Here is an 11,347-nt window from a genome sequence, read left to right on the forward strand (position 1 = left end):
AGTGTTATCCGGTATTAGACCCCGTTTCCAGGGCTTGTCCCAGAGTGAAGGGCAGATTGCCCACGTGTTACTCACCCGTTCGCCACTAATCCACCCCGAAGGGCTTCATCGTTCGACTTGCATGTGTTAAGCACGCCGCCAGCGTTCGTCCTGAGCCAGGATCAAACTCTCCGTGAATGTTTACCGGTAATCCGGTGGAACACCACGAGAGCGGAACCAAAGGGAGGAATAATCCCTCGGTTCACAGCGTCCTCGCTGTGCGCCTGCCCCAGGGGGGCAGGACTTTTTCAAAGGAACCTCGCCCCGGCCATGACGGCCGGAGACGGGGTATCAACATATCTGGCGTTGATTTTTGGCACGCTGTTGAGTTCTCAAGGAACGGACGCTTCCTTTGTACTCACCCTCTCGGGCTTTCCTCCGGGCGCTTCCCTTCGGTCTTGCGTTTCCGACTCTATCAGACCGTTTCCGTATCCGATTTCCTCGGCGCTTTCCAGGTTCCCGCTTCCGCGTTTCCCTTTCCGGCGAGTCCGACTCTATCAGATCCTTTCGGGCCTGACTCCCAGTCAGCGGGTTTTGTCTTCGCGGCTGTTGGGCCGTTCCGACGAGTGAGACATTAGCGGATTCGCGGCTCCCGAGCTAATCGGGGTGGCGTCCTTATCGAACGCGGAATCCTCATTTCGCAAACACGCATGAAAACGAGCCGACGACGAGTCGTCGATCGTTGAATGATGGTGCGGAATGGCTGTCCGGGGACCGACCGGAGTCGACGCTCACGTCGGACAACTCGGAGAACACTACGGATGGGCCCGGGTCGTGTCAACTTCGGTACGGACGGACCGGCCGAGGCGTACGCTGACGTCCATGACTACGCGTACGTGCACCCAGCAGTGGTGGGCCACCTGAGGGCGGCCGTACACACGTATGTACCCAACGGCCGCCGCCTCGGCGGCCGTTCTTGTTGCCCCTCCTGGGGAGCCGGCCGGCGGACGCGGCGGCCTCGACCAGGAGGTTGAGAGATGACGCGGGTCTTCAGCGGGGTCAAGCCGACCGGGCATCTGACGCTGGGGAACTATCTGGGCGCCGTACGCCGCTGGGCAGAGGCCGACCAGCACCGGGCCGAGGCCCTGTTCTGCATCGTCGATCTGCACGCGCTGACCGTGGACCACGATCCGGGGCGGGTCCGCAGGCTCAGCAGGCAGGCGGCGACCTTGCTGCTGGCTTCGGGGCTCGATCCCGAGCTGTGCACCGTGTTCGTACAGAGTCACGTGGACGAGCACGCGCGGCTGTCGTACCTGCTGGAGTGCGTCGCGACCGACGGTGAGATGCGGCGGATGATCCAGTACAAGGAGAAGGCCGCGCTGGAGCGGAAACGCGGCGGGAGCGTCAGGCTGTCGTTGCTGACGTATCCCGTGCTGATGGCGGCCGACATCCTGGCGTACGCGAGCGACGAGGTGCCGGTCGGGGACGACCAGGCGCAGCACGTCGAGCTGACCCGGGATCTGGCGGTGCGGTTCAACCAGCGGTACGGGCACACGTTCGTGGTGCCCCGAGCGACCCGGCCGGAGGTCGCGGCACGGGTCATGAACCTCCAGGAGCCGACGTCGAAGATGGGGAAGAGCGACGACGTCGGACCGGGTGTCGTCTATCTGCTCGACGAACCCGAGACCGTGCGGAAGAAGATCATGCGCGCGGTCACGGACAGCGGGCAGGACGTCGCGTACGACCCGGAGGCGCGGCCCGGGGTCTCGAACCTGCTGGAGATCCTCGCGGCGTGCGAGGGCGGCGACCCCGAAGTCCTGGCCGGTGGGTACGCGTCGTACGGGGCCTTGAAGAAGGACACCGCCGACGCCGTGGTCGAACTTCTCAGGCCCGTGCAGGAGAGGCACAAGGAGCTGTGCGCGGATCCCGCCCATGTGGAGGGGGTACTGAGGGACGGTGCGCGGCGGGCCAGGGAGATGGCGCGGCCGACGGTGGACTCGGCGTACGAGGCCATCGGGTTGCTGCCGCCCTCGGCCGGCTGAGCGGGGCCGAGGGCGGGGGCGGGCGTCAGCTGTTGTTGCCGGAGGCGAGTTCGCGGCTGCGGTCGCGGGCCGCCTCCAGGGCCGCGATGAGTGCGGCGCGTACGCCGTGGTTCTCCAGTTCGCGGATCGCGTTGATCGTGGTGCCCGCCGGGGACGTGACGTTCTCGCGGAGCTTCACGGGGTGCTCGCCGCTGTCGCGGAGCATCACGGCGGCGCCGATCGCGGACTGGACGATCAGGTCGTGCGCCTTGTCGCGGGGCAGGCCGAGCAGGATGCCCGCGTCCGTCATGGCCTCGACCAGGTAGAAGAAGTACGCCGGTCCCGAACCGGAGAGGGCCGTGCAGGCGTCCTGCTGCGACTCGGGGACGAGGAGGGTCTTGCCGACGGCGCCGAAGACCTCCTCCGCGTACGCCACGTGCTCGGCGGTGGCGTGGCTGCCGGCGGAGATGACGGACATGGCCTCGTCGACGAGGGCGGGGGTGTTCGTCATGACGCGGACGACCGGGGTGCCGGGGGCCAGGCGCTCCTCGAAGAAGGAGGTCGGGATGCCCGCCGCGCCGCTGATGATCAGGCGGTCGGCGGGGACGTGCGGGGCGAGTTCGTCGAGGAGGGCGCCCATGTCCTGGGGCTTGACCGTGAGGATCAGGGTGTCGGCGCTCTTCGCGGCTTCCGCGTTGGTGACCGGGGTGACGCCGTGGCGCTCCTGGAGTTCCCTCGCCCGCTCCGGCCGGCGGGCGGTGACCAGGAGGTCGGTGGGGGCCCAGCCGGCGCGGATCATTCCGCTGAGCAGGGCTTCACCGATCTTGCCGGTGCCGAGGACTGCGACTTTCTGAGGCATGGTTGCGGTGCCCTCCAGGGGTTGGATCGTCCGCGTTCATCCTCGCACCGGGGCCATGGGGGCGGGTGGGATGTCCGGTGGGCGGACGGGCTCGGGCCCGCCCGCCCGGCCGCGGGGTTCTCCGGCGTCGTACGGCTTCCCCGGGCTTCGTACGACGTCCACGGCGGTTACTGCGTCCTGCGCCGCAGGGTCGCCGCTCCGAGTCCCAGCACCAGCAGCGCGCTCCCGGCGACGATCAGCGCGTCGCGCACGAAGGTCGCGGTCATGTCGGTGTGCGTGAGGACCTCGTTCATGGCGTCGACCGCGTACGACATCGGCAGGACGTCGGAGACGGCCTCCAGGACGGGGTGCATGTTCGAGCGCGGGGTGAACAGGCCGCACAGGAGGAGCTGCGGGAAGATCACCGCCGGCATGAACTGGACGGCCTGGAACTCGGAGGCGGCGAACGCCGAGACGAAGAGGCCGAGGGCCGTTCCGAGGAGGGCGTCGAGGAGGGCGACCAGCAGGAGCAGCCAGGGGGAGCCCGTGACGTCCAGGCCGAGGAACCAGACCGCGAGTCCGGTGGCCAGGGCCGACTGGACGATGGCGATCGCGCCGAATGCGAGGGCGTAGCCGGCGATCAGGTCGCCCTTGCCCAGGGGCATGGCGAGGAGGCGTTCGAGGGTGCCGGAGGTGCGCTCGCGCAGGGTCGCGATCGAGGTCACGAGGAACATCGTGATCAGCGGGAAGATCCCGAGGAGGGACGCGCCGATGGAGTCGAAGGTGTGCGGGCTGCCGTCGAAGACGTAGCGGAGCAGGAACAGCATCATGCAGGGGACGAGGACCATCAGCGCGATGGTGCGCGGGTCGTGCCGGAGCTGGCGCAGGGCGCGGGCCGCGGTGGCGGTCGTGCGGGAGGGGTTGAGCGCGCTCGGGCGGGACGCCGGTGCCGGACGGCCGGGGGTGCCGGGGTCCGTGGGCTCGGCGGGCGGGGTGGGGCTCGTGGCCGCGGTGGAACTCATCGGGCGTTCTCCTCGCGGGAGTCGGGGCCGGTGGCCGGGGACTCGTCGGTCCGGGACTTCTCGGCCGGGGTCGGTGAGGGGCGGCGCGCGGCGGCGACGGCCTCGTCGACGAGGTGCAGGAACGCGGCTTCGACGGTGGCCGAGCCGGTCCGCTCGCGCAGGGCCTCGGGGGTGTCGTCGGCGAGGATCCCGCCCTCGCGCATCAGCAGGAGCCGGTGGCAGCGCTCGGCCTCGTCCATGACGTGGGAGGAGATCAGGAGGGTCGTGCCGTGCTGCTCGGCGATGGAGTGGAAGAGGTTCCACAGGTCGCGGCGCAGTACGGGGTCGAGGCCGACGGTCGGTTCGTCGAGGACGATGAGTTCCGGGGCCCCGAGGAGCGCGACGGCGAGCGAGACGCGGCTGCGCTGGCCGCCCGAGAGGTTGCCGGCGAGGGAGTCGGCGTGGGAGGCGAGGTCGACGTCGTCGATGACCCGGGTGACGTCCGCGTGGCGGCGTTCGGCGGCGGCCCGGCCCGGGTCGAGGACCGCGGCGAAGTAGTCGAGGTTCTGGCGGACGCTCAGGTCGTCGTAGACGGAGGGCGCCTGGGTGACGTAACCGATGCGGGAGCGGAGGGCGGCGTCGCCCGCGGGGCGGCCGAGGACTTCGAGGGTGCCGCCGACCTTGGCCTGGGTGCCGACGGTCGCGCGCATCAGGGTGGATTTTCCGCAGCCGGAGGGGCCGAGCAGGCCGGTGATCTGGCCGCGCGGGACGGTGAAGTCGAGTCCGTGCAGGACGGTGCGGGTGCCGCGGACGACCGTGAGGCCTTCGGCGCGGACCGCGGGCGGGGTGAGGGGCACGGGGATTCCTGTGGGGTGGGGTGGACGCGGACGAATAATCATCGCTTGATGAATATTGCTCTCCCGAAGTGCGCCGGTCAAGGGCCGCGCCGTTCCGGCCGTACGGCGGGAACGGCGGGTGGCGCAGACCCGCGTCGGCGGGAGCGCCTGGTGGCGCAGGCGCGTGTCGGCGCGAACGGAACGCGATCGTCCGCGGGATTGCCGAGCCATGCGCTCCCGCGTTCGCGTGACAGCGGCCCGGAGGGGCTGTGCGATCAACGGGCTTACCTGACAATGGATTTCACTGTGCGAAACGGCTCGATCCCGGGTCGCCAGGTCCGTCGTGCCCTCCCCCGGCACGGCACCCACGCATCTCCCGCTGTCGACCGGAGGTGCTGTCGTGTTGCGCAAAGCCGATCTGTTCGCGTCCCTCGTCGTCTTTCTGGTGGCGCTGCCCCTGTGCGTGGGGGTCGCCATAGCGTCCGGTGTGCCCGCCGAACTGGGGCTGGTGACCGGGATCGTCGGCGGGCTGGTCGCCGGGGCACTGCCCGGGAGCAGTCTGCAGGTGAGCGGACCCGCGGCCGGGCTGACCGTGCTGGTGTACGAGGCCGTGCAGTCGTACGGGGTCCAGATGCTCGGTCTGCTGGTGCTCGGGGCCGGTCTGGTGCAGCTCGGGCTCGGGGTCCTGCGGCTCGGGCGGTGGTTCCGGGCCGTGTCCATGGCCGTCGTGCAGGGGATGCTCGCCGGGATCGGGCTCGTGCTGATCGCGGGCCAGGTGTACGCGATGGGTGACGCGGCCGCGCCCTCCGACGGGCTCGGGAAGATCGCCGGGATCGTCTCGCTGGCCGGTGCCGCCGATCCCGTGGCGCTGGGGATCGGCGCCGTCACCGTGGCCGTGCTCCTGCTGTGGCCGCGCTGGCGGCGGGGGGCCCGGCTGGTTCCGGCGCCGCTGCTGGCGGTGGCGCTCGCCTCGGCCGTGACCGGGGTCTTCGGGCTGGGGGTGCGGCGGGTCGAGGTCCAGGGGCTGTTCGACGCCGTACGGTCGCCGTCCCTCGCGGACCTCGGCCGGCTCCCGGAAGCGGGGGTGATCGGGACCGTGCTGGCGTTCGCGCTGATCGCTTCGGCGGAGTCGCTGTTCAGCGCGGCGGCGGTGGACCGGCTGCACCAGGGGCCGCGCACCGACTACGACCGGGAGCTCATCGCGCAGGGCGCGGGGAACACCGTGTGCGGGATGCTCGGGGCGCTGCCCATGACCGCCGTGATCGTGCGGAGCGCGGCCAACGTGCACGCGGGGGCGCGGACCAAGGCGTCGCGGGTGCTGCACGGGATGTGGCTGCTGCTCTTCACGGCCGTGGTGCCCGCGGTGCTCGGGCTGATCCCGGTGGCGGCGCTGGCGGCGCTGCTGGTGCACGCGGGGTGCAAGCTCGTGCCGGTGCGGGAGCTGCGGACGCTGTGGCGCGGGCATCGCGGCGAGGTGGTCGTCCTCGCGGTGACCGCGGTGGCCATCGTGGTCGGGAACCTGTTCGAGGGGGTGCTGGTCGGGCTCGCGCTCGCCGTGGCCAAGACCGCCTGGGACATCAGTCATGTGCACGTGGAGACCGAGGACCGGGGGGCCGCGGGAATGGTCGTACGGGTCGTCGGCAACGCCACCTTCCTGCGACTGCCGAAGCTGCTGGACGCCTTGGAGGCGCTGCCTCACGACCGCGTCGTACGGCTGGAACTGGGCGGGCTGCGGCACGTGGACCACGCGTGTGCGGCGGCCCTCGACGCGTGGGCCGCCGGGCGGGGTCACGAACGGGTCGCCACCAGCAGTTCCACGACGTAGGTCTCCTCCACGAAGCCTTCGGGGAAAGCCTGGAGGAGGAGGTTCCGTTCCTCGGCGAAGAACTCCTTCACGGCCTCCTCGCCGAGGACCAGGAACTGCGAGTGGCTGCCGACGTTGGCGAGGCGGGTGCCGACCGGGACGCGCCGGCTCCAGCGGACCTGGCGGTGGGTGAAGGAGAGGGTGCCGGTGGGGTCGGCGGCCAGGGCGCGGGCGGGCTGGACGGAGCTGGGGCTCCGCTCGGCTTTCCGGTGCTTCTCGTCCAGGCCGAGGAAGCGCTCGGCGCGGCGGGCCGACGCCTCGATCCACGGGACGTCGAGCGCCTCGGTGTTCCACCACAGGGCCAGCGCCCCGCCGGGGCGCAGCACGCGCAGTGCCTCCGGGACCGAGCGGCTCGGTTCGGTCCAGTGCCAGGACTGGGCGTAGGTGAGGAAGTCCATCGAGGCGGAGGCGAGGGGCAGGGCGTCGCCGCTGCCCCGCACGATCGGGATGGCGGGGTGGACGCGGCGGAACTCGGCGGCCATGCCGGGGCCGGGTTCCACGGCGAGGACGTCCGCGCCGCGGCTGTGCAGCAGTCCGGTCGAGATGCCGGTGCCCGCCCCGACGTCGGCGGCCTTTGCTCCGCTCAGGGACCGGCCCGCGAGGGCTTCGACGGCGTCGAAGAGGGCGGGTGGGTAGGAGGGGCGGTTGGCGGCGTACTGCGCCGCGGCGGCGTTGAAGGAGTGGGCTCGCTCGGTGTGCCGGGTGCCCTCGGGAGGAGTGGAGGTGGAGGGGGAGGAGGGGGAGGGCTGCGGGGAAGGCGTCATGGGGGCATGATCGCGGGGGGTGCGGGGCCGGGGGTAGGGCGTTTTCTGCCGCACCTTGGGCTTGCGGGACCGGGCCGGTGGGTGGGTCGGGCCGGTGGGTGGATCGGGGCTGGCCCGGTGGGAGTGGTGTCGGCCTGGTGGAGGGAGTGGTGCCGGCCCGGTGGAGGGGGCGGGGCCGGCCCGGTGGGGGGCGGGGCCGCGCCGGTACATCCGCCCGCATCCGAACGGATCCCAGCGGGGTTTCGAGGTGGGCGTGGGTGCCGATCCGTCCGGCCTGCGGGCATCTGATGTACCGGCACGTCCCCTCCCGCGCGTACCCGGGTGCGGATGCGTGGCGGCTCGGGTGCGACCGGAGGTCGGTCAGACCCGGCGGCGCTTCTTCGCGGGGTTGCCGGCTCGGCGGGCCGTGCGGCGGGTGTACTGCTCCTTCGCCGCCTCGTACTCCTCGCGGTGGAGCTTCTCGCCCGGGGCCTCGGTGAGCGAGCGGAGGCAGTAGGCGAGGAGGGAGCCGACGAAGCCGATGGCGAGCAGACCGCGCAGGGACGCCTGGCGGTCGGGGTCGGGGCGCTTGGAGAAGGCGCCCGAGGTGTGGCCGAACGCCAGCGCGCTGCACACCGCGAACATCACCACGACCATCACGGTCACGGGCGTTCCCACGTCCGCGATGGCCAGGCCCTGGTAGGCGAAGCGGAGCACGAAGCAGGCGGCCACCGCGGCGGCCAGCGAGCCGACGGCCACGCCGATCCGACGGCCGGTGTAGCCGCCGTCGTGCTCCACCCAGGTCGTCCCGAAGAAACGCAGGGGCTCGGGCCGGGGGCCTGCGGGGGTGCCGGGGCCGTTTCGGGTGCCGGTGCCGGGGCGCGTGCTGGTCTCGTCGCTCACGCGACGATTATCGCCCCGGTTGCCCCGGTAACTGCTGCGACGGCCGTCACAGCCGCCGCGGACGCCTTTCGGCGGAAGCGTCGGTCAGGAGCACTCGGGGGCGACATAGCCGTCGCTGCCCGTCTGGACGTACGCGTCCGACACGAACTGGCCGTTGGCGATGTTGTCCCAGATCTTCGTGGTCCCGTACGTACCGGTGACCGTCTCTCCCGGACACTGGCAGTAGATCGGGACACGGGAGCCGGCAGGCAGGGTGCGCACGATGCTGAAGTGGGTGCCCGGACCACTGCGGACGTTGATTTGCACACCTGGCGCTATGGGATACGTACGCTGCGTGGCCGACGCCTGAGACGTTGCCCCCGCCACCATCAGAAGCGCGGCGGTGGCTCCTCCGATGAGCATGGCCCGCCTGGCTAACACGGTTCTCAAAGTCTTTCCTTCTGTCGTCAGGAGCACTTCGCGGCGACGTAGCCGTCGCTGCCCGTGCGTACGTAGGCGTCCGAGACGAACTGCGCGTTGGCGATGTTGTCCCAGATCGTCGAGGTCCCGTACGGACCGGTGACGGACTCTCCCTGACACTGGCAGCGGATCGGGATGCTCGATCCGGCCGACAGCGTGCGGACGATCGGGTAGTGGGTGCCGGGTCCGCTGCGGACGTTGACGTTGTGTCCCGGGGCGAGCGGGTAGGTGCGGACCGTCGCCGCGGCCAGCGGCTCCGTGTCTGCCGTCTCCGCCGCGTCCGTGATCACGATGTCTTCCGTGGCCATATCTGATTCCCCCGTTGGTTGGTTCACGCCAAATTCAAGCTGCGCGAGGAGGCTAGCAAGCCGCCGAGGTTTCGCACGAAGGATCGACTAGGCTCTGCGCGTCGCGCACGCGGTCGATCCCACGGGGGTGAGTGATGCCGCCACAGCGCAGCACCGGTACGGATTCGGAAGCGGAACATCCGCACTATGCCGGGCAGTACCTGCTGGAGGCGAGACTGGGCTCCGGTGGCATGGGAATCGTGCATCTGGCGCGGTCCGCCTCCGGGTTGCGGCTGGCCGTCAAGGTCGTGCACGCCGAGTTCTCCCAAGACCCCGAGTTCCGGGGGCGGTTCCGTCAGGAGGTCGCGGCCGCGCGCCGGGTCAGTGGTGCCTTCACCGCGCCCGTGGTGGACGCCGACCCCGAGGCCGAACGCCCTTGGATGGCAACCCTGTTCATCCCGGGACCGACCCTCGCCGAGCACGTCAAGCGGAACGGCGCGCTGTCCACCGACCGGCTACGCCATCTGATGGCCGGGCTCGCCGAGGCCCTGCGGGACATCCACCGGGCCGGCGTGGTCCACCGCGACCTCAAGCCCAGCAACGTCCTGCTGGCGGAGGACGGGCCGAAAGTCATCGACTTCGGCATCTCGCGCCCCGCCGACAGCGAACTCCGCACGGAGACGGGCAAGTTGATCGGCACGCCGCCGTTCATGGCGCCGGAGCAGTTCAGCAGGCCGCGGCACGTCGGGCCGGCCGCGGACGTGTTCGCGCTCGGGTCGGTGATCGTCCACGCGGCCACCGGGAGCGGGCCCTTCGACTCGAACAGCCCCTATCTGGTCGCCTACCAAGTCGTGCACGACGAGCCGGACTTGACGGGTGTACCGGAGGAGCTGGCCGACCTCGTCTCGCGCTGCCTCGCCAAGGAGCCCGAGGACCGGCCCACCCCGGACGAGCTGATGACCGCGCTGCGCTCGGTCTCCGCCTCGTACGACACCCGGGCCTTCATTCCCGAGCAGCGGGCCGGGGAAAGGAAACCGGTGCCTCCGGCACGGGACGTGGCGCCGTGGCCACGGCACGAACGACCGGAAGGTTCCGAGGACCTCACCCACGTGGCCGCCCGGAAGAAGGGCGGACGGCGATGGCGGCTGCCGGCCGCCATCGCCCTGGCCGGACTCGCCGCGGGCGCCGTCGCCTTCGGCGTTCTCACACGGCCGGACGGGACACAGGCCCCGGCGTCGGCGCAGAAGCACGTGGCGCCTCCGTCGCGGAGCGGCGACTTCGGGCCGTGGGACGTGAAACTGACGACCGCGGGGGTGAAGGCCACCGGACAGCCGCAATGCGCATACGGCGCACACCGGTTGTACTGCTTGCGGCCCGGCGCACTGGCCGTCGCCGTCGATCCCGCGAACGGCAAGGTGCTGTGGTCCCGTCCGGACCCGGAGCGGCGGAGCAGCGACGTGCCGGGCGCGCCGGTCCTGTCGGGCGGACTGCTCCAGGTCCTCAGCCGGGGTGGACAGCGTCTGACGGCACTGGACCCGTCCACGGGGAAGACCCGCTGGGAACGAGACACCACACGCTACGAGGGGGGTGTCGCCCACACCGGTGACGTCACCCTGCTCACCGACCGCGACTCCGAGGTCACCGCCCTCGACTCGGCGACCGGCAAGCGGTTGTGGCAGCACGCGCTCCCGGGGCTGTCCTCTCCCAGATTCTCGACGTACGGGGACGACGTCGCCTACGCCGTGTCGCCGAACGGGGGCCGGATCCAGGTGGCGGCGGTCGATCCCGAGACCGGCGCCGTGGCCTGGAAGCGGAGCCTGGATCGAAACCTGAGCCTCGTGCACGCCCAGGCCGACGTGCTCTGGTTCACCTCCACGGACACCCACCAGTACACCGATGCCGTCGTGCGGTACGACGTCACCCACCGGACCGCCAAGCGCGTCGAGCTGCCCGTGCCGCTCCCGGGAGCACAGGCCGTCGTCCGCGGGGACGCGGTGTACCTGCTGGCCGACGGTGGCGCGCTGGTGGCAGTGAGCACCCGGACCTCGGCGCAGCTGTGGCGGCTGGAGACCTCCGTCAGCTGGTCGTCGGCCCCCACCCTGGCCGGTGAACGCCTCTACCTGAGCGCTGTGGACGGCCGGCTCCTCGCGGTCGACACCGCCCGTGGCACGCTGCTCGGCCAGACCAAGGCACGCCTGGGTGGCAACCGGGGTTCCCTGGTCAACGCGCTCCCCGCCCCCCTCACCGCCGGCACCCGTGTCTATGCCACCGCCCCCGACGGCTCGCTCTTCGCGGTCGACGGGCGGGATCCCTCGGGCTGGTGAGACGTGGAGGGGCCGCCGCGGCCGGGGCGGCGCCGCCACGCGGGTAGACCGGGGGCCCGGGGGCGGGGGCGGGCCGGGGCCCGGGGCCGGGG

10 protein-coding genes and 1 rRNA gene are annotated in these 11,347 nt (G+C 71.3%); 3 read left to right on the forward strand and 8 right to left on the reverse strand.

The annotated features are described in order from the left end of the window. Positions 1–177: ribosomal RNA gene (locus ACFW6B_RS05255) — 16S ribosomal RNA — on the reverse strand; the annotation flags it as partial. Positions 178–1,016: 839 nt separating this feature from the next. Between ACFW6B_RS05255 and trpS the strand changes: the two genes are divergently transcribed. Beyond that, the gene (trpS, locus tag ACFW6B_RS05260) at positions 1,017–2,021 is read left to right on the forward strand and encodes a tryptophan--tRNA ligase (protein WP_386592199.1); all 1,005 of its coding nucleotides are present in this window, start codon (positions 1,017–1,019) and stop codon (positions 2,019–2,021) included. A 25-nt stretch (positions 2,022–2,046) separates the two neighbouring features. Here trpS and proC read toward each other — a convergent pair whose 3' ends face one another. The 3 genes from proC to ACFW6B_RS05275 form a co-directional block, all read right to left on the reverse strand. Beyond that, entirely contained in the window at positions 2,047–2,859 is an 813-nt protein-coding gene (gene proC / locus ACFW6B_RS05265) for a pyrroline-5-carboxylate reductase (RefSeq protein WP_386592201.1), read from the reverse strand. Between the two features lie 167 nt (positions 2,860–3,026). Further along, positions 3,027–3,860 (reverse strand): ABC transporter permease, encoded by an 834-nt coding sequence (locus tag ACFW6B_RS05270; RefSeq protein ID WP_386592203.1) that lies wholly within the window; start codon positions 3,858–3,860, stop codon positions 3,027–3,029. Next, the gene (locus ACFW6B_RS05275; RefSeq protein WP_386592205.1) at positions 3,857–4,738 is read right to left on the reverse strand and encodes an ABC transporter ATP-binding protein; all 882 of its coding nucleotides are present in this window, start codon (positions 4,736–4,738) and stop codon (positions 3,857–3,859) included. Before ACFW6B_RS05275 ends, ACFW6B_RS05270 begins: the two co-directional genes overlap by 4 nt. A 340-nt stretch (positions 4,739–5,078) precedes the next feature. On the opposite strand from ACFW6B_RS05275, the gene ACFW6B_RS05280 reads away from it, so the two are divergent. After that, positions 5,079–6,500, forward strand: a complete 1,422-nt coding sequence (locus tag ACFW6B_RS05280; RefSeq protein WP_386592693.1) for a SulP family inorganic anion transporter — start codon at positions 5,079–5,081, stop codon at positions 6,498–6,500. Here ACFW6B_RS05280 and ACFW6B_RS05285 read toward each other — a convergent pair. The 4 genes from ACFW6B_RS05285 to ACFW6B_RS05300 form a co-directional block, all read right to left on the reverse strand. Beyond that, the gene (locus ACFW6B_RS05285; protein WP_386592207.1) at positions 6,464–7,303 is read right to left on the reverse strand and encodes a class I SAM-dependent methyltransferase; all 840 of its coding nucleotides are present in this window, start codon (positions 7,301–7,303) and stop codon (positions 6,464–6,466) included. The two genes, ACFW6B_RS05280 and ACFW6B_RS05285, sit on opposite strands and share 37 nt — an antisense overlap. A 360-nt stretch (positions 7,304–7,663) precedes the next feature. After that, positions 7,664–8,185 (reverse strand): EamA/RhaT family transporter, encoded by a 522-nt coding sequence (locus tag ACFW6B_RS05290; RefSeq protein WP_386592209.1) that lies wholly within the window; start codon positions 8,183–8,185, stop codon positions 7,664–7,666. A gap of 84 nt (positions 8,186–8,269) precedes the next feature. After that, positions 8,270–8,554, reverse strand: coding sequence for a hypothetical protein (locus ACFW6B_RS05295; protein WP_386592695.1), 285 nt, complete (start codon positions 8,552–8,554; stop codon positions 8,270–8,272). Positions 8,555–8,631: 77 nt separating this feature from the next. Next, positions 8,632–8,952, reverse strand: coding sequence for a peptidase (locus ACFW6B_RS05300; RefSeq protein WP_386592211.1), 321 nt, complete (start codon positions 8,950–8,952; stop codon positions 8,632–8,634). Between the two features lie 134 nt (positions 8,953–9,086). Here ACFW6B_RS05300 and ACFW6B_RS05305 point away from each other — a divergent pair, with 134 nt between their 5' ends. Continuing rightward, positions 9,087–11,255 (forward strand): serine/threonine-protein kinase, encoded by a 2,169-nt coding sequence (locus ACFW6B_RS05305; protein ID WP_386592213.1) that lies wholly within the window; start codon positions 9,087–9,089, stop codon positions 11,253–11,255. Positions 11,256–11,347 lie beyond the last annotated feature (92 nt).

Source organism: Streptomyces sp. NPDC058751 (assembly GCF_042746485.1).
GTDB lineage: Bacteria > Actinomycetota > Actinomycetes > Streptomycetales > Streptomycetaceae > Streptomyces.

Bases quoted from the DNA above. Each gene is read 5' to 3' on its own strand.
- trpS (WP_386592199.1), top strand. From the start codon at position 1,017: ATGACGCGGGTCTTCAGCGGGGTCAAGCCGACCGGGCATCTGACGCTG.
- proC (WP_386592201.1), bottom strand. From the start codon at position 2,859: ATGCCTCAGAAAGTCGCAGTCCTCGGCACCGGCAAGATCGGTGAAGCC.
- ACFW6B_RS05270 (WP_386592203.1), bottom strand. From the start codon at position 3,860: ATGAGTTCCACCGCGGCCACGAGCCCCACCCCGCCCGCCGAGCCCACG.
- ACFW6B_RS05275 (WP_386592205.1), bottom strand. From the start codon at position 4,738: ATGATTATTCGTCCGCGTCCACCCCACCCCACAGGAATCCCCGTGCCC.
- ACFW6B_RS05285 (WP_386592207.1), bottom strand. From the start codon at position 7,303: ATGACGCCTTCCCCGCAGCCCTCCCCCTCCTCCCCCTCCACCTCCACT.
- ACFW6B_RS05295 (WP_386592695.1), bottom strand. From the start codon at position 8,554: ATGGTGGCGGGGGCAACGTCTCAGGCGTCGGCCACGCAGCGTACGTAT.
- ACFW6B_RS05300 (WP_386592211.1), bottom strand. From the start codon at position 8,952: ATGGCCACGGAAGACATCGTGATCACGGACGCGGCGGAGACGGCAGAC.
- ACFW6B_RS05305 (WP_386592213.1), top strand. From the start codon at position 9,087: ATGCCGCCACAGCGCAGCACCGGTACGGATTCGGAAGCGGAACATCCG.